Consider the following 18169-nt stretch of genomic DNA (forward strand, 5'->3'; position numbering starts at 1 on the left):
AGCAATTTGATACCTGTAACAAAACCATTTTTGCCTCCCAAAGAGGAATATCACCGCTACCTTGATGGAATCTGGGAGCGTAACTGGCTGACCAACAACGGACCTTTGGTAAATGAGCTTGAACTGAAGCTCAAAAGTCATTTGGATGTCAATCACCTCTTGTTTACAAACAACGGGACCATCGCCATACAAATCGCCATCAAAGCGCTTGGGTTGAGCGGAGAGATCATTACTACGCCTTTTTCCTATGTGGCCACCACTAGCAGTATTGTCTGGGAGGGTTGTACGCCTGTCTTTGTGGATATTGATCCCAAAACGCTGAATCTGGATCCTACCAAAATCGAAGAAGCCATCAGCCCGCAGACTTCAGCCATATTGGCAACTCATGTATATGGAGTTCCCTGTGATGTGGAGGCCATTGAAAAGATTGCCAAAAAGCATCAGCTGAAAGTTATCTATGATGGGGCACATGCCTTCGGTGTCAAAATCAAAGGACGATCCATTTTTGAATATGGGGATATCAGTACCTGTAGTTTTCATGCTACCAAGGTATTCCATACCATTGAAGGTGGAGGGGTATTTACCAAAGATCCCGAGTTGCTGAAAAGAATGTCATACCTCAGAAACTTTGGGCATGATGGTTTTTTGAAATTCAACGGTGTCGGTATCAATGGCAAAAACTCCGAATTCCATGCTGCCATGGGATTGGTCAATATGAACTATTTGGCTGATATCATTGCCGCCCGCAAGTTACAGTTTCACCATTATCTTGATTTGCTCAAAGGGTTAAAAGTGAAATTTTTGGACATTGTAGGGATCGAATCCTACAACTACGCCTATTTCCCCATCATTTTTGAAAATGAAGGACAACTCGAAAAAAGCATGGCGCTGCTTTCGGATCATGAGATCGGGTCAAGGAGGTATTTCTTTCCGGGGCTCAACCACCTGGATTATACTTCGGGTGACACGCCTGTTTCGGATAGCATCAGCAGCCGGGTCTTGTGCCTTCCTTTGTATCATGGGCTGAGCAAAGAGGAACAAAAAATGATTGCTAGGATTTTACTCCGTGTACAAAACAACTTATAGATGGTCATAGGAGGTGCTAGCGGCCATGCTTTGGAGTGTTTGGATATCCTTTCAAATCAACCCAGTCTTGAATTTATAGAATTTTATGATAATGGGATTGAAATGCCATTATTCCTTAATAAATATAAGGTCATCAAAGATCAAATCTGCCTTCAAAACCATTTCAAAGTAGATCCTCAATTTATCCTTGCCGTTGGCAATCCTAAATTTAGAAGCACCTTTTATGACAGATTTATCAAGGCCGGAGGAAAACTGGTTAACCTATTTGGATTTAACAATACTGTAAGTGGGTCGGCTGTTTACACAGGAGCCGATGTTTTCAACCATTGCTTTATCGGGTCAAAAGTTTTCATCGGCAAAGGGACCTTGGTCAATACCGGGGCGCAGGTTCATCATGAGGTGGAAGTGGGGGAATTCTGTGAAATCAGTCCAAGGGCGGTGATCCTTGGGGATGCTAAAATCGGCAACCATACCCGGATTGGGGCCAATGCCACGGTCCTACCTAAAATCAAAATCGGCAAAAATGTCATTATCGGGGCAGGGTCTGTGATTACCAAAGATGTTCCAGATAATGTTACGGTTGTGGGTGTGCCGGGTCGTATTATCAAATCATGAGAAACCTAAGTTTATTTAAAGAATAAATTTCAACACCCTAATAGCCATTGATACTGCATTATATTTAATACAAAAAAACACATTCATGACAAGAGATTTAGTTATTGTTGGAGCAAAAGGATTTGCAAAAGAAGTTTTAGAGATACTTTATCAAATGGAATTTAAAGAGAAAATTTTTTTCTTTGATGATGTCACTCCAGATCTGCCCAATGATTTATTTGGTTACCCTATTTTTAAAGGAATTGATGAGGTAAAAAAGTATTTTTTAGATGAAAGTTTTGATTTTTCAATCGGAATTGGAAATCCACATTTGAGGAAAAAAATATTTGAAAAATTTTCTAGTATTGGAGGAAAGTTTGAGTCCACTATTTCCCCATTTGCCCAAATTGGACATTTTGATAATTTTATTGGTGAAGGATGTAATGTTATGACAGGAACTGTAATTACAAATTCAATAAAACTTGGGAAGGGTTGTTTGATAAATCTCAACTGTACCATCGGACATGATTCTGTTCTGGGAGACTTCGTCGAACTTTCTCCTGGTACACATGTATCAGGAAATTGTGAAATTGGAGAATTAACCCAAATCGGTACCAATGTAACAATTTTACCAAAAATTAAGGTTGGAAAAAATGCAATTATCGGCGCAGGGTCGGTAATTACTAAAGATATACCTGATAATGTTTTGGTGGTTGGGGTTCCAGGAAAAATCATCAAAACTTTTGATTCTGAATTTTAATCTGGACTATAATTGTACCTTCTCAAAAACACTTTATTTCTTTTTGACAATTAATGATCAAATCAATAATTAAAAATTATCTTCAACATTTCACTTATTTCTATTCTTACTTAGGTAATAGAATATTCATTTCATTTGGATTAAGCATAGGAGTTGCCCTATTGGATGGATTAGGATTAGCAATGTTTCTCCCATTATTAGAGATGATGGGTGGGGGAGAGCAATCAATAGAGTCTTTAGGCAACCTAAGATTTTTAATTGATGGGTTTAATTCCTTGAATATTTCCTTGACAATGACCTCCGTATTGGTGGTTATGTTGTTATTTTTTGTTTTGAAGGGAATTGTAAGGTTTATTGAAAGTTATTATAAAGTAATCCTTCAGCGTTATTTTATCCAGAAAATCAGATTTTCTCAAATTGACCTTTTGACAGAATACAATTACAAATCCTTTGTCATGTCTGACTCGGGAAGAATCCAAAACACTGTATCAGGGGAAGTCAATAAAGTATTAGGGGCTTATAATGGTTATTTTTTTGCAATGCAAGGACTAATAATGGTCATGGTGTACACGGGTTTGGCATTCACAGTCAATCCACAGTTTACCATATTGGTCATCATTGGTGGCAGCATGAGTAATCTCTTGTATTCATGGATATTCAAAAAAACCAAAGCTATCTCGAGAAAGCTGACTGACAGCAACCATGATTTTCAGGGCTTATTGATACAAAAAGTAGCATTCTTTAAATATCTTAAAGCTACAGGTCAACTAAAGGACTTTAGCAACAAACTCAAAGAAAAAGTTACTGAAATAGAGAATTACCTTAAAAGAATAGGATTCCTAAATGCGTTTATAAATGGCATAAGAGAACCTTTGGTAATTACGGTGGTTGTTGGTGTTATTATATTGGAAATCAATGCTTTAGACGGTAGTATCAATTTGATTTTATTGAGTCTCCTATTTTTTTACAGGGCATTAACCTACTTGATGAATTTGCAAAATTATTGGAATGCATTTTTGGCCAACCACGGGTCATTGGAAAATATGCAAGAGTTTTTGACTGAACTTGAATTTGGTAAAGAGGAAAATGGAAAGATAGAGTTTGAAGGATTTGAAAAAGAAATTAAATTTCAAGGAGTTGGATTTCAATACAGAGATGAAGTTATTTTAACCGATCTCAATTTTTCCATCAAAAAAAACCAAACTGTAGCCTTGGTTGGAGAGAGTGGGTCAGGTAAAACTACCCTCATGAACCTTCTATCAGGTTTGGTTTTGCCTGACCGAGGAACTATCACTGTTGATGGTAAGTCAATTTTAGATTTAGAAAGAGGTACCTATCAAAAGAAAATAGGCTACATTACTCAAGACCCTGTTATTTTTGATGATACGGTTTTTAACAATGTGACTTTTTGGGCGGAACCCAATGAAGCCAATAAACGAAAATTTTGGAAAGCTTTGGAACAGGCATCAATTGGGGACTTTGTGAAAGGATTGCCAGAATTGGAAAATACCCGTTTGGGGAATAATGGGATCATGGTTTCTGGAGGACAAAAGCAAAGGTTTTCCATTGCAAGAGAATTATTTAAAGATGTTGATTTTTTGATGATGGACGAGGCCACTTCTGCCTTAGATTCTGAAACAGAACAACTGATCAAACAAAATATGGAACTCCTTAAAGGTAAAGTGACAATCATAATGATTGCTCATAGATTATCCACAGTCAAGCATGCAGATCAAATTATTCTATTGAATAAAGGTCAAATTAAGGAAATTGATAATTTTGAAGGGTTGGCTTCAAATTCCGAAAGTTTTAGAAGAATGGTGGAGGCTCAAGAATTTTAGTTGTGAAAATTGCCGTATACACAGCTATTTTTGGAAAAAAAGATAAACTAAGGGAGCCTTTGTTTTATCAAAGAGATACCAAAATCGATTATTATCTGTTTACGGATAATTTAGAAGCAACTTCAAATATTTATCAAGTTTTATATGTCTCGTCAAGATTTAAAGATATTACAAAAAATGCAAGGTTTTATAAAATCTTAGGTGCGCCTGAATTGGATAGTTATGATTTATTGATATGGCATGACGGTAACCTTCAATTAATACATAATTCAATCGCTGAACTAGCGAATTTCATCACTATTGGCTTGATGGCATCATTTCAGCATCCTATAAGGACATGCATTTATGAAGAATCCATTACATGTATTAGAAGGGGGAAAGATCATCCCCGTAAGATATTTAAACAGATTTATGGGTATTTTAAAAATGGAATGCCGGTTCAAAATGGATTGTTTGAAACCTCAATTTTAGTTAAAACCAATAATGGTTCTCTCAAACATTTTTTAAGTTCATGGTGGACCGAAATAGAAAACAAAAGTCGGAGAGATCAAATTTCATTAGCATATCTACTTTGGAAGTTTAACTTACCAATTGAAATAATTCCTGGCAGTAGGGAGGAAAATAACTTCTCAAAATTTCAATCACATTTATACCAAGGATATACAGTCGATGGGCTAATCCAGAGAAAGCATTCAAGATTAAATAAGTTAGCTTTTATTTTTCTAATAAAAATTTTGAAATTTTTTCGACAAATAAATTAAGTCTCTAAATATGGCTTATTGATTTAATTTTTAAAGTAACAATTGTTTTTGTAGTAGTCCGAGATTAAAAAAGACAAGCCCAAAAATTAAACGGTATTTATGAAAAGAAAATTACATATAATAAGGGATCATATATTTTTTGACTCTGTTATCAGAATATTTGAAAGCATAGAACCGGACCTTCACGAATATTATATTTTATCATCAAGAAAAGAACTGAAATATATAAAATCAAAAAAAGTGAAATTCATAAGACCGGCTGTTTTATATTATTCTTTTTTTATTTTAAAATTTAGATTTGATTCAGTTATCATCCATGGTCTTAACAGTAAATTCTTAGGGCATTTTTTAATAAATAAATGTAAAAATATTAAGGTTTTATGGATAGGATGGGGATTTGATTATTATGATCTCATTGGAGAGGACCTGTTGAAGGAAAAAACAAAAAAAATGATTGGTAATGAGCAATATAACTTTGATTTAAAAGTGGAAAACAGATTTTTGAGATTTGTCAATATTCCTGTTGATAAAAAAAAGCTTTTTATGACAGTTGATTATTTCGCTCCTGTACTTGAATCGGAATACTATTTGATTAAGGAAAAAACTTTCTATAAAGACTTACCATTATTTCTTGATTGGAATTACCTAACTCTTGAAGACGACCTTATCAAAGGTTTTGAAGACTTAACAATACAGGGAAACAATATTCTTGTTGGGAATAATGCCAATCCCTTTAACAATCATTTAGATGCATTTACAGATATTCAAGGATTTTCATTCAGTTTTGAAAACGTTATTTGCCCTTTGAGTTATGGTGACAAATCAAAAAATGAAATTATAATTTCTGAAGGGAAAAGAGTTTTTAAGGAAAGGTTTTATCCAATAACTGATTTTTTAAAATATGAAGAATATATTAAAAACATAATAAGTTGTAAATTTGTGTTTATCAACAGTATAAAGCAAAATGCTTTAGGTAATATTGTAGTGATGCTATATTTGGGAGCATATGTAATTTTAGACGAAAGGAATCCTGTTTATGTTTTTTTTAAAAAGTTGGGAATTCAAATTTATTCAATTGAAGAAGCCAAAACTGGGTTATTTGAAGTCATAAATCTTAAGAGAACGCGTTTAGTCCTAAAGGATATTTGGGGGAGAGATAGTATCCAAATAAAAAGTAAAGCATTAATTCAAACTTTAAACAATTAATTGCCGATTGAAAAAGGTACTTCATCTTGTAAGGGATGAAAAATTCTTTGATTCCGCGTATCGGGTCTTTGAGGAAGCTTTTCCTGATAAAAACGAGTTTATCATTTTAGGTAAAAATCATAAACTATTTTACATTAAAACTGCAAAAGTCAGATTTATAAGACCGACGATTTTTTTCTTATTTAGGTCTTATTTTTTCAAAAAGTATAATGGGATTATTATTCATGGAATACACAGTGAGTTTATCAAATTATTGATAACTAAGGTTCCATCAAATATAAAAGTGGTTTGGATAGGATGGGGATTTGATTATTTTAGGTTTTGGGACTTGAAAGATTATAAACCAATCACACAGAAGTTAGTTGGTGATCCAGTGAGAACAATATTAATCAAAAAGAGAAATATTTTTTTAAAAGAACTTGAGATTCCGGTACCAGATGAAAAGTTTTTAAGTAGAGTAGATTATTTCAGTCCTGTATTGGATGTAGAATTCCATATTTTCAAAAAGTTTTTTCCAAATCTGAAATTTGAGTTTTTGGATTGGAATTATTTGACATTAGAGGATGATATAATAAAAGGTTTTGAAGAAAAATTTGTAAATGGAAATAACTTATTGTTTGGAAATAGTGCTCTTCCATTAAATAATCACCTTGATGGGATAGATTTAATCATCAATTTTAACTTAGATTATGACCAAATCCTTTGTCCGCTTAGCTATGGAGATAAGACAAATAGGAAGGAAACAATAATTAAAGGAAATAAAATTTTTGGAAACAATTTTATCCCGATTACTGATTTTTTAGATTATAATGAATATGTAAATAATTTGATTTCCTGTAAATACTTTTTTGTTAACAGTTTACGACAAGTGGCAATGGGAAATATTGTATTAATGTTGTATTTGGGTTCAAAAGTAATATTAGATAAATCAAATCCTGTATATGAGTTTTTTATCACAAGAGGAGTTCAAGTTTTTTCAATTGAAGAAGCAAATACGGGCCAACTTCCTTCTATTGACTTAGAAAACACGAGAAGTAAGTTAAAAGAAATATGGGGAAGAACCGCAATTTTGGAAAAAACGAAAAGCCTATTGGAAGCCATAAGTAAATAAATTAGTAATGGATTTTAAGGTTTCTATCATAATTCCAGTCTTCAATGTTGAGTTGTTTTTAGAAGAAGCGGTTACCTCTGCAATTAATATTAAAGAGGTTGGAGAAGTATTGCTTGTAGAGGATGGTTCAAGTGACAATTCCTTGGCGTTATGTGAGAAATTGGCAAAAGAATTCCCAAAAGTCAGGCTTATTGTCCATGAAAATAACGTGAATAGAGGAGTTTCGATTAGTAGGAATTTAGGAGTGGCGAATGCCACTTTTGATTATGTGGCTTTTTTGGATGCTGATGATTGGTATTTACCTCAGAGGTTTGAGATTGAAAAACAAGTTTTTGAATCAAATCCAGATGTCGATGGGGTATATGGTGGCACTGGCTTTTTTTTTGAAAACACAGGAACTTTGGATCCTCTGCAACTGACAACTGTAAATAAAATTACAGCACCTGAAGATTTGATTTTTACACTATTGGATGGAAAGGGTGATCGGTTTACAACTGATGCCATTACTTTTAAAAGGTCTTTTTTTATAGGATTGGGTGGATTTGACCAAATGCTGAAATTGGCAGAGGATACGGACTTATGGATGAGGGCTTCTGTAAAAGGAAAATTGTTTCCAGGACAAATAGATTCACCAATTGCCATTAGAAGAGTTCATGACAATAATAGTTTTAAGAAAATAAATCAGGAGACCACAAAAGCACTTTATGAAAAATTGTTTAGATATTTTTTGCTTGAAGGGGATATACCAAAAAAAGCTTTTGCAATAATTTTCAAAAGATACATTGGAACGAGGACAAACTCGATTTCTGGACGCTATTTCAATGCGATTATTGAAATAATGAAAAATCCAAAATGTATTCGAAAACTGATATAAAATGAAAGAAGAATTTAGACATTTTGTGTTTACAAGAGTAAATTTGGGATATAAAGACCGGATTGGAAAGATAAAAAAAGATTTATTTAATGAGGAATCTTGGCTTGAATACAGATTTGATATTTTTTACAATACCTGCCTTCCTGCCATGATGAATCAAACAAACCAAAAATTCGCCTGGTTTATTTATTTGGATATTGAAACGCCGCAAAAATTTATCGATGCTGTCAATAACAAAATTGAAGGGAAAAGCAATATGAAGGTACTCCTAAAAGCAGGTAGCTTTGGGAGTGTATTGCAACATGCTAAGGATTCCATCATGGAGTATGGCGGAGAAAATTCTGATTATCTAATTACTACAAGAATTGATAGCGATGATATGGTCCATTTCGATTATGTCAATGAAATTCAGAAAAGGTTTAAAAATCAAAATTATACTTCGATTAACTTCAATAAGGGGTTGGTATATGACCTGAGGTTAAAAATACTGGGAACTGCCATTAATAAATCCAATCCATTCATCAGTGTTATTGAAAAGTTTGATTCCTTTGAATCAATTAAAACCGTCTTTCATATCGAGCACAGTAAATTTATTTTTGAAAAAGAGCGAATTGAAATCAAATCCGGGGAAAGAATGTGGGCTATGACAATCCATGATCTGAATATAGATACCAATTTTTACGGAAATCCAAAACTCTTTTCTTTTTCAGAAAAAATCAATGGATTTCATTTTAGTTTTTTAAATAGAGCTCCCCTTAGTACAAAATTTAACTATAAGAGGGTGTTTTACAAAAAGCAATTAAAAAAAGTGATTCCTTATGTGCTGAAAAAATTGAAATTGAATGGATGATTTATATTTTTCTGTGATTATCCCAGCTTATAAAGACAATGATAGGTTAAAATCTTGCCTAGCTGCTTTGGTTAGTCAAACCTTTGATGCAAATAAATTTGAGGTAATTGTGGTAAACAATGATCCTAACGGAAGTGTAGAATTTGATAAACAATTCTTTGATCAATTGAATTTAAAGGTTTTGGATGAAAAAATTCCTGGCTCTTATGCAGCGAGGAATTTGGGAATTAAACAGGCATCTGCAAAAATATTAGCCTTGACGGATTCAGATTGCATACCGGAACCCGATTGGCTACAAAATGCAAAGAAATATTTTGAAGCTGATGCTGACCATTCTTTGGGGATTATAGCAGGAGATGTTCCATTATTCTTTAAGAATCCTAATAAACTAACCCATGCGGAAGTGTATGAAAAATATACAGGATTTGACTTTAAGGCTTATGTGAAAGAAGGGACCTGTGGTGCAGGTAATTGGTTTTCTTACAAGAAAGTTATGGATGAATTTGGTGGTTTTAATCCTCAATTGAAGTCCAATGGGGATACAGCTCTTTCAAGTAGAATTTCTAAAAAATACAAGATCGTATTTGCTTCCGATGTCATCGTCCGGCATCCATCAAGATACCATGTAAGTGAATTGGTTTACAAGTATAGAAGACTTTTGGGAGGGACCTATCACAGGAAGTTTGAAAACCAACCTGTTAAATTTTTGAACCATGTTATTAATTTCAGCTTTAGAAGGCTGAGATTTTCTGCCAAGAAATTTTTCACTGTTCCATTACATGAGTCCTGGTCTATTTTCATCGTCTGTTCGGCCGTTACTATAGGGGCTTGGAAAGAGTATTTTATATTGATTAAAGGTGGCGAAACCAAGAGGTAACATGTCTGCAAATATTTATTGTGTTATAGTGACCTATAACGGTATGACTTGGTTGCCGAAAACTCTTTCTAGTATCAGAGAATCACATTATCCATTAAAAACCATTATAGTCGATAATGGTTCTACGGATGTGACTTGTGATTTTATTTCTGAAGCTTTTCCTGAAATGCACCTGATCCAAAACAAAACAAACCTTGGTTTTGGAAAGGCCAATAATTTGGGTGCGAAATTTGCGATGGAAGAGGGGGCTGAATATATATTTTTACTTAACCAAGATGCCTATTTAGATGAAAACACGATTTCGCGTTGCCTTGCAGGTTTTGGCTTCGGTTCAAAGATAGGGTTGGTTTCGCCTGTTCATCTCAATGGCAAAGGGGAAGGATTGGATTTTGGGTTTCAAAGTTGTCTGACAGAAGGCCTTTGCCCGGGATTTGTTTCTGACATGACCTTAAAAAAGACAAAACCTTTTTATCCGATTTATTCGGTGAATGCCGCGGCATGGCTATTAGATGCGTCGATAATTAAAGAGATTGGTCTTTTTTCAGAATCTTTTTTCCATTATGGAGAGGATATTAATTTTCAACAGCGATTGCGGTATTTCGGGTATCAAGCTGTTTTGGTTCCAGGTTCGTATATCCGACATGATAGAGACCAACGGAAAGGAGAAAAAACCAAGATCGGCAAGGTTTATGAGATCAAGACCAATCAAATGACCATTTTATTGAATGTGAATGAACCTTTTGATAAGGCAATAAAAAAGGTATTTAAATATGCAGGATTATTGTTTTTTGAAGGAAAGCTTAATCAGTCGGTTAAAGTTTTAATTGATACCTTATGGAATCAAAATATATACAAAAAACAAAGGAATGAACTAATGAGAGGGATTCCTTTATGAAAGTTTGCAGGATAATTCCCGCTTTGGATTTTGGAGGAGTAGAACAGAGAATCAAATTGACTGCCTTTGGATTCAAAGATCATCCTGAAATCCAATTACAAATTGTTGTTTTGGGAAAAGGGGGCAGGATATCCACCGAATTGGAGGGATTGGGTTTTGAAGTTCATACTTTTTGTGAAAACTTCAGAATTCCTAATTTAAGACTTTTATATAGACTCCTTGATTTTTTGAAAAATCAAAAACCTGATATAGTCCATACATCGGGTAGCGAAGCAAATTTTCATGGATTATTGGCTGCGAAAGTCGCAAAAATACCTGTCAGAATCGGTGAAGAAATTGGCTTCCCAAATCATGGTATACTCTGGAAAATGATTTTCAACCTTACCTACAGGACTGCTCATTCTGTGGTTGGAATTTCAAAGGCAGTTGTGGATAAACTAGTTTCTCTTAGAGAAATCCCTGCCAAAAAAGCTTATGTAGTATATAATCCAGTGGCTATTCCTGAATACTCCGAGATTTCTTCCATATTGAAAATCGATAAAGAGGATAATTTTGTTTTTATGGTCACTTGTCGGCTGGTTCCTATAAAAAATATTGACTTGTTGATAAGGGCATTCAGTGAACTGATCAATGAAAGCAAAAATACCAAGATAATGCTTTGGATCATCGGATCCGGACCTGAACATAAAAACCTTGAAGATCTATGCAAAGCACTTGATTTAGAAAAGCATATTCAATTTTTTGGGTTTCAAAAAGACGTTTTTCCCTTCCTTAAACAAGCTGATGCCTTTGTATTACCCTCTTTATCAGAGGGCTTTTCAATTTCATTGGTCGAAGCAATGTTAATGGGATTACCTTCGATAGCAACAAAAGTGGGAGGTCCTTCAGAAATTATAGAGGATGGAAAAAATGGATTTTTAATTGATCCGGGTGACAAGGAAGATTTGAAAAGTAGGATGAAGATAACTTTGTTAATGAATTCAAATGAAAGAAATAGAATGAAAGAAAAGGCTGTCAAAAGAGGACAGTTTTTTTCGTTAAATAGCTATGTGGGCAACTTGTCTGACCTGTATACTGGGTTGATAAATGACAAAAGAGTTGGAAAGAAATAGCCATTCAAAAATCAGGGTTCTGCATTGTATTGAAACCATTTCTTCGGGTGGCGTAGAGAAAGTGAGGTTAGGGTTTGCACAGTATCTTAACAAGGAAAAATTTGATTTAAGGATAATTTGCACCAATTCCAAAGGCCCTATCAAAATGGCATTGGAAAAGGAAGGGGTTCAAATTTATGATGTGGGTCCTTTTAATAGCCCATTCGAATGGGGAAAATACCGTAAAGTTCTTTCAATTATCAGTACTTATAAGCCTCAAATCATTCATGGGGCTGTATACGAAGGAATGAGTATGGCTGCGGTTGGGGGCTTTTTGGGAAGGGTTCCCATAATTATTTTAGAAGAAACTTCCGATCCTCAAAACAGGTCTAAAAAAGCGATTTGGCTTCAAAAACAATTTAGTAAAGTAGCTGATAAAGTTATAGGTATTTCACCATCGGTTGTTAATTTTCTTTTAGATAAGGCAAGAATTCCAAAAGAGAAAGTTTTATTAGTAAATAATGGTGTGTCGATACCTTTATTGCCGGATAAAATGGAAAGTGACCTATTAAAGAGAAAATTGGGCATAGAAAATGGTGATATTATAATTGGTTCTGTAGGAAGAGTTTATAATGAAGTTAAGAGGTTTTCAGATCTTTTAGAAGCAATTAAAGGGCTTAAGAATCCGAAAGTAAAATTTTTATTGGTTGGGCAAGGTCCAGACTTAGAAAAATTAAAATCAAGGGCTTCTGAACTTGGATTAGAAGGGCAGTTTATTTCGGTTGGATACCAAGAAAATACTTCAACATTTTATTCCGTTATGGATATCTTTTCACTGCCATCGGCAAATGAGGGTTTTGGTCTTGTTGCAGCAGAAGCAATGCTTCATAGTCTACCTATTGTAGCAACTGCTGTTGGGGGATTGAGGGATGTTGTAATTGATGGTACAACGGGGTTTCATGTACCTCCATTTTCACCGAATGACCTTGGGGAAAAACTTCAGATATTGATAGATAATCAAGAACTTAGAGCGCAAATGGGAAAAGCAGGATTTGAAAGGGCTAAGAAAAATTATACTTCAGAATTGTATTGTCAAAACATAGAACAGCTATATATTAACCTCTTAAATGAGATTATTGGATAAGAAAGAATTCAAAATGAACTTAGAATATCGATTTAAGGATCATAAACATTTGAAACTTTTAATAAAAATCTTGAAATGAGAAATTTTAAATAACTTTTACAATAGAGACATTTTGCTAGATTTCGTTATAATAGTTATTTGCTTATTTGCTTTGGTTAATACTAATGCTAGCATTTCAAGGAGGTTTAAATTGCCTCCAAAATATGAGCTCCACCTGAACTATTTATTATTTTACCATTTATTTTTCAGCTTTTTCTTCACTTATTATATACTTAATTTTGGGGGAGATTCGCAGGGATATTGGAGGTTTACGATGCAGCAGGTGATGATTCGGGGAGAGGTAACTTGGTATTCATATTTTGGCGACGGTACAACTTTTATCCTTTGGCTTTGCTATATCCCAAGTCAAATAATGGGTTTGTCCTACCTTACAGGAAATATTTTATTTGGTTTTTTGGGTTTTATTGGGATCAGGTACATTTTTGTGATGGTAGCAGATTATTTCCCGTCAAACCATTCAGTCTTGAATGTACCATTGTTTCCAACGATATTTTATTTTCTCAATCTTCATTTTTGGTCAGCAGGGGTTGGGAAAGATTCCATCTGTTTTTGGGGGATAGCTTGGTTTCTTTTTGCTCTGCAACAATATAAGAGCCGTTGGTGGCAGGCCGTATTCGCATTGTTTTTTGTTTATATGGCAAGGCCTCATGTTGGTTTTGCCTTATTGGCTGGTTCTGGAATTGCAATTTTGTTGGGTTCTGAAATTAAACCTACAGTTAAGTTGTTATTAAGTTCTGCTATACTAGGAGGGGTGGTATACTTAAGCTCAAGTACCTTGGAAGCGTTACGAATCGAAGAATTTTCATTTGAAACACTGGGGGAATTGGCAGGTCAAAAAGTCGGGTACCTGAATAACTCTAGCGTTGGGTCAGGTGTAAATTTAGCTTCCTATTCCTGGCCTATGAAGCTGTTTACTTATATGTTTCGGCCTTTATTTATTGATGCCCATAATATTGTTTCGTTTTTCAGTAGTTTTGAAAACCTTCTTTACTTGTGGCTGAGTTTGTTTATTTACAGGAATTGGACTCCTGAGGCGATCCGGGATATGCCCTTGTTTATCAAGGCGGGAATGATCACTTTTATTCCTGTGACTTTGGCATTTATGAACTCGCTTAGTAACCTTGGAATCGTCATGCGGATGAAGAACATGACGATGATTTATTTTTTGTTGTTTTGTTTCTTTCTGATTGCATATAACAAGCATTTAAGGATGTTGAAGGTGCAGGAGAAGATGAAGTATTTTCAAAGGCGGGAAGAGATTATTAAGAAGAAGACTGCTACCCAACCCCCTGTGTCCCCCTGAAGGGGGATTTGGCGGTATTTTAAAGGATGGGTTTAAGAGGAAAATTCTATTTCCAATTTTAGAAGAATCATCATAGCTTAAGATTCTCCCTCCCACTTGGGGGAGGGTCGGGGTGGGGATGTTATCCGCCTGAAGGGTGAGGTTTGATCCTAGAGATTTTATCAAGGATCTTGAAGGAGACAGCATCCATATCAGCCCATAGTTCTTCATTGGTAATTCTCATTACTTCGATTCCAAGTTGGTTGAGTTCCAAAGTTCTGCCAAGGTCGTATTCTGCCTGATCCCGATTGAGGTGGATGCCTCCGTCAAGTTCAATAATCAGTCGGAGTTCATGGCAATTGAGGATTCATGGACAGATACAAACCTTTATGATGTTTTATTGGCTAATAGAAATAGATATGTCATTTTCTTCTGTCACTTTTTTGCTTGACCAAAAAAGTAACCAAAAAAGTCAAGAAATTTTAATCCTTCTGCCCGCTAGGCCGACGCCGGCCCTGTCCGCCGCGGCGGATCCTCCTCCCCGCAGCGTTACTGTATAAGTTTGCTTTAAAAACAAGATTCTCAGAAGATCTATCCCAGGCTAAGTTATTACAATTGTAACCTTCGCCTTCATTGCCCTGCGCCATAAACAAATAGCTTTAGTTTAATAGCGAATCTTTAGTAAAACCTGTTTTTAGGCTTTATGCAAAAAACTTATTCTAAATAACTTAGTGTCTAAAAAAATCCTTTTTCTTCCCAAGTATCCCAGGATGGGGGCGAGTAGCCGGCTGCGGACTTATCAATTTTTACCATTATGGGAAAAAGCAGGTTTTGAGGTCAAAGTTTCGCCTTTTTTCAATGAATTTTACCTTAAAGAAAAATACAAAGGACAAGGGGTTACCAAAAGCAATGTGTTGGCAAGCTATCTGAACAGGTTTTGGATATTATTGGGTTTTTGGAAGTATGATTTGATTTGGGTTGAAAAAGAGATGTTTCCCTTTTTTCCTGCATGGGCAGAGTGGGTATTATCAAAATTGGGCAAAGGTTATGTGGTGGATTATGATGATGCGGTGTTTCACCGTTATGACATGGCAAGGCGTCCGGTAGTGAGGAAATGGTTGGGGAAAAAAATAGATGGGGTTATGCGCCATGCCAATATAGTTTGGGCAGGGAATTCTTATTTGGGAAATTGGGCGACAAAGGCAGGGGCAAAAAGAGTAATGATTTTACCTACTGTCATAGATCCTGAAAGGTATTCCATTAAGGAATACGCTTCTTCAAATCAAGTTGTGGTAGGATGGATTGGTTCGCCAACCACACTGAAGTATCTCAATGAGATCATGCCTGTCTTAGAGAAATTAAGCAAAGAATTGGGTGTGGTGATTCAGGTGGTGGGGGGAAATAGTGATTGGAAGTTTGATGGGAGTCTGAAATTGATCCAATGGACAGAAGAAGGGGAGGTATCTGCTATCCAAGGGATGGATATTGGTGTGATGCCTTTACCGGATGATCCATGGGAGAAAGGGAAATGTGCTTATAAGCTGATCCAATATATGGCTTGTGGCTTGCCTGTTGTGGCATCCCCGGTTGGAATGAATGCGGATGTAGTTTTTCATGGTGAAAATGGATTTTTGGCCAAGTCACAGGAGGAGTGGTATGGCTATCTCAAAATGTTAATTTTGGATAGGGAGTTGAGAAGAGAAATGGGAGGGAAGGGGTTTGAGTTGGTCAAGGAGCATTATACTATAGAGCGGAATTTTGAAGTAATGGTTAGGGAATTAAGAATGCTGAATTATTAATGAAGAATTAAAGAGAAACGAGAAACGAGATACGAGAAACGACAAAAAGAGTCCGCAGTCTCAGGTAATAGTAGTACCAAATATTATGTACCAAGTACCAAGAAAAAGAGTTGGCAGTCTCAGTATGCAGGTAATAGTCCTAACAACCACTAGAACAATTACAACCACTGGAAAGAGACCCTTCGTTCCTTAGGGTGACGTTCGACAACCTGACAACGCACAGCAGACAACCTGACAACAATTAGTATCAAGTATCATGTACCAAGTACCAAGAAAAAGAATTGGCAGTCTCAGTATGCAGTTAATAGTTCCAACAACAACTAGAACAATTACAACCTGTTGTCGAGATTCTTCGCTACACTCAGAATGACGGTTCCCCGACAACAATTAGTACTAAGTATTATGTACCAAGTCCCCAACCCGACAACGCGAAGCAGATAACCACTAGAACAATTACAACCTGTTGTCGAGATTCTTCGCTACAATCAGAATGACGGGTCCCCGACAACAATGACAACGCGAAGCAAATAACAATTACAACCACTAGAACAATTACAACCCCTGAATAAGACAAAGAACCTTCTTTTTGTAACCTGGGAATCGGAAAGTACGAATTATCTGGAGTCCCTGTTCTTTCCGATTTTTAAGGGATTACAGGAACAAGGGGAAATTCGGGTTCATGTCATGCAATTCTCTTGGGCAGACCCAAAGGAAGTACAGCGGATTTCCGCTTTGGCAGATTCTTTCGATATCTCTTATGTTCAATATCCTATCCACAGGAAACCCATTGCTGCCATCGGGGCAATATGGTCTGTTTATCAAGGAGTTTTTTATTTGAAAAAGTACATCCAAGAGCATCAGATACAAATTTTGATGCCTAGGTCTACCATGCCGGCCATGATGGTCAACAGGCTTTGGGGTTGGCTGAGAAAGCAGTCGGTTTCTGTGGTATTTGATGCTGATGGATTGCCTTTGGAGGAGCGGGTGGATTATGCCGGTCTTGATCCTTCGGGAAGACAATACCTGCTCTTGAAAAAAGAGGAGGAAAAGATATTGAGAAAGGCAGACAAGGTGATAACCAGGAGTCAAAAATCCATTGCTATCCATTTGGAGAAAATCGGAATGGCACATCAAAGAAAATTCTTCAAAGTGGGCAATGGGCGGGATACCCGGTTTTTCAAACCTGATTCTGAAAGCAGGGAAAGAATCCGCAAAGGATTTGGGCTTTCGGATGAAGATATGCTTTGGGTATATACAGGAACCGTCGGTCCGCAATATATGGTGGAGGAAATGTTAGGGTTGTTTGAAAGATTTCACCAAAATAGCCCCAAGTCAAAGTTTTTGATCCTGACCAGAAATACCGATTTCCTAAAAGGAAAGATCCCCGGGATTCTCAGCGATTCTGTGATTGTCCAAAATGGGTCATACAAGGAAATCCCATATTACCTTTCAGCGGCAGACCTTGGTTTGAGTTTGAGAAAAGCCGCAATCAGCTTGGCAGGGATTGCCCCCATCAAGTTGGGGGAATACTTGTTGTGTGGTTTGCCTGTTATCGCCTCTTCGGGCGTAGGTGATACGGAAGAAATGTTAAAGGACAAGGATTTTTGTTTTCTTATAGGGTCAGTCGGGGATGGACTGATTACCCCGCAATTCCAAGAATGGATTGGTGGGTTGGCCAAATTGGATAGGGGAAAAATCAGAGAATTTGGATTGGAGAATTTCAGTCTTGAGCAGAGTGTGGGGAGTTATTTGAGAATGTTGAATGAAGAATTATGAATGAAGAATTTTGAATGAAGAATGAGGAATGGAGAATGGAGAATGAGGAATGAATAATGATGAATTATGAATGGAGAATGAGGAATTGAGAATTGAGAATTGGGAATTGAGAATTGGGAATGGAGAATGGGGAATGGAGAATGAATAATGAGGAATGAAGAA

The 18169-nt window shown here is 35.9% G+C and carries 17 protein-coding genes; 16 read left to right on the forward strand and 1 reads right to left on the reverse strand.

From position 1 onward, the window contains the following. Positions 1–6: 6 nt before the first annotated feature. From NU887_RS07310 to NU887_RS07375, 14 genes are all read left to right on the forward strand, one after another. Positions 7–1086, forward strand: coding sequence for a DegT/DnrJ/EryC1/StrS family aminotransferase (locus NU887_RS07310; protein WP_258422719.1), 1080 nt, complete (start codon positions 7–9; stop codon positions 1084–1086). Next, positions 1087–1701, forward strand: a complete 615-nt coding sequence (locus NU887_RS07315) for an acetyltransferase (RefSeq protein ID WP_258422720.1) — start codon at positions 1087–1089, stop codon at positions 1699–1701. Between the two features lie 85 nt (positions 1702–1786). Beyond that, a complete protein-coding gene (locus tag NU887_RS07320; RefSeq protein WP_258422721.1) occupies positions 1787–2440 on the forward strand; it encodes an acetyltransferase in 654 nt (217 codons plus the stop codon). 53 nt (positions 2441–2493) lie between these two features. After that, positions 2494–4281 (forward strand): ABC transporter ATP-binding protein, encoded by a 1788-nt coding sequence (locus NU887_RS07325; protein WP_258422722.1) that lies wholly within the window; start codon positions 2494–2496, stop codon positions 4279–4281. Positions 4282–4283: 2 nt separating this feature from the next. Beyond that, entirely contained in the window at positions 4284–5042 is a 759-nt protein-coding gene (locus NU887_RS07330; protein ID WP_258422723.1) for a DUF616 domain-containing protein, read from the forward strand. A gap of 99 nt (positions 5043–5141) precedes the next feature. Then, the gene (locus NU887_RS07335) at positions 5142–6248 is read left to right on the forward strand and encodes a TDP-N-acetylfucosamine:lipid II N-acetylfucosaminyltransferase family protein (protein ID WP_258422724.1); all 1107 of its coding nucleotides are present in this window, start codon (positions 5142–5144) and stop codon (positions 6246–6248) included. Between the two features lie 7 nt (positions 6249–6255). Beyond that, positions 6256–7359, forward strand: coding sequence for a TDP-N-acetylfucosamine:lipid II N-acetylfucosaminyltransferase family protein (locus NU887_RS07340; RefSeq protein WP_258422725.1), 1104 nt, complete (start codon positions 6256–6258; stop codon positions 7357–7359). Positions 7360–7366: 7 nt separating this feature from the next. Further along, positions 7367–8233 carry a glycosyltransferase family 2 protein gene (locus NU887_RS07345; protein WP_258422726.1) on the forward strand — a complete coding sequence of 289 codons (867 nt, stop codon included), beginning with the start codon at positions 7367–7369 and terminating at the stop codon, positions 8231–8233. A gap of 1 nt (position 8234) precedes the next feature. Beyond that, entirely contained in the window at positions 8235–9083 is an 849-nt protein-coding gene (locus tag NU887_RS07350) for a putative rhamnosyl transferase (protein ID WP_258422727.1), read from the forward strand. Then, positions 9076–9960: a glycosyltransferase family 2 protein gene (locus NU887_RS07355; protein WP_258422728.1), complete on the forward strand. Its 885-nt coding sequence runs from the start codon at positions 9076–9078 to the stop codon at positions 9958–9960. Before NU887_RS07350 ends, NU887_RS07355 begins: the two co-directional genes overlap by 8 nt. Before the next feature lies 1 nt (position 9961). Next, complete coding sequence (locus NU887_RS07360) at positions 9962–10855, forward strand: glycosyltransferase family 2 protein (RefSeq protein ID WP_258422729.1); 894 nt, start codon at positions 9962–9964, stop codon at positions 10853–10855. Then, complete coding sequence (locus NU887_RS07365) at positions 10852–11967, forward strand: glycosyltransferase (protein ID WP_258422730.1); 1116 nt, start codon at positions 10852–10854, stop codon at positions 11965–11967. Before NU887_RS07360 ends, NU887_RS07365 begins: the two co-directional genes overlap by 4 nt. Beyond that, complete coding sequence (locus tag NU887_RS07370) at positions 11942–13090, forward strand: glycosyltransferase (RefSeq protein ID WP_258422731.1); 1149 nt, start codon at positions 11942–11944, stop codon at positions 13088–13090. The genes NU887_RS07365 and NU887_RS07370 overlap by 26 nt, the downstream gene beginning before the upstream one ends. A gap of 190 nt (positions 13091–13280) precedes the next feature. Continuing rightward, positions 13281–14453 carry a hypothetical protein gene (locus tag NU887_RS07375; protein WP_258422732.1) on the forward strand — a complete coding sequence of 391 codons (1173 nt, stop codon included), beginning with the start codon at positions 13281–13283 and terminating at the stop codon, positions 14451–14453. A 121-nt stretch (positions 14454–14574) separates the two neighbouring features. On the opposite strand, the gene NU887_RS07380 is transcribed toward NU887_RS07375, so the two are convergent. Further along, on the reverse strand, positions 14575–14799 hold the full coding sequence (locus tag NU887_RS07380) for an endonuclease domain-containing protein (RefSeq protein WP_258422805.1): 225 nt from the start codon (positions 14797–14799) through the stop codon (positions 14575–14577). 364 nt (positions 14800–15163) lie between these two features. Here NU887_RS07380 and NU887_RS07385 point away from each other — a divergent pair, with 364 nt between their 5' ends. Both NU887_RS07385 and NU887_RS07390 read left to right on the forward strand, forming a co-directional pair. Then, positions 15164–16231 carry a glycosyltransferase family 4 protein gene (locus tag NU887_RS07385; protein ID WP_258422733.1) on the forward strand — a complete coding sequence of 356 codons (1068 nt, stop codon included), beginning with the start codon at positions 15164–15166 and terminating at the stop codon, positions 16229–16231. 684 nt (positions 16232–16915) lie between these two features. After that, positions 16916–18007 carry a glycosyltransferase family protein gene (locus NU887_RS07390; protein ID WP_258422734.1) on the forward strand — a complete coding sequence of 364 codons (1092 nt, stop codon included), beginning with the start codon at positions 16916–16918 and terminating at the stop codon, positions 18005–18007. The last annotated feature ends 162 nt before the right edge of the window (positions 18008–18169 follow it).

Source organism: Aquiflexum gelatinilyticum, from assembly GCF_024741135.1.
In the GTDB taxonomy this organism is placed as follows: Bacteria; Bacteroidota; Bacteroidia; order Cytophagales; family Cyclobacteriaceae; genus Cognataquiflexum; species Cognataquiflexum gelatinilyticum.

Bases quoted from the DNA above. Each gene is read 5' to 3' on its own strand.
- NU887_RS07335 (WP_258422724.1), top strand. From the start codon at position 5,142: ATGAAAAGAAAATTACATATAATAAGGGATCATATATTTTTTGACTCT.
- NU887_RS07360 (WP_258422729.1), top strand. From the start codon at position 9,962: ATGTCTGCAAATATTTATTGTGTTATAGTGACCTATAACGGTATGACT.
- NU887_RS07370 (WP_258422731.1), top strand. From the start codon at position 11,942: ATGACAAAAGAGTTGGAAAGAAATAGCCATTCAAAAATCAGGGTTCTG.
- NU887_RS07345 (WP_258422726.1), top strand. From the start codon at position 7,367: ATGGATTTTAAGGTTTCTATCATAATTCCAGTCTTCAATGTTGAGTTG.
- NU887_RS07315 (WP_258422720.1), top strand. From the start codon at position 1,087: ATGGTCATAGGAGGTGCTAGCGGCCATGCTTTGGAGTGTTTGGATATC.
- NU887_RS07320 (WP_258422721.1), top strand. From the start codon at position 1,787: ATGACAAGAGATTTAGTTATTGTTGGAGCAAAAGGATTTGCAAAAGAA.
- NU887_RS07365 (WP_258422730.1), top strand. From the start codon at position 10,852: ATGAAAGTTTGCAGGATAATTCCCGCTTTGGATTTTGGAGGAGTAGAA.
- NU887_RS07325 (WP_258422722.1), top strand. From the start codon at position 2,494: ATGATCAAATCAATAATTAAAAATTATCTTCAACATTTCACTTATTTC.
- NU887_RS07350 (WP_258422727.1), top strand. From the start codon at position 8,235: ATGAAAGAAGAATTTAGACATTTTGTGTTTACAAGAGTAAATTTGGGA.
- NU887_RS07355 (WP_258422728.1), top strand. From the start codon at position 9,076: ATGGATGATTTATATTTTTCTGTGATTATCCCAGCTTATAAAGACAAT.
- NU887_RS07390 (WP_258422734.1), top strand. From the start codon at position 16,916: ATGCAATTCTCTTGGGCAGACCCAAAGGAAGTACAGCGGATTTCCGCT.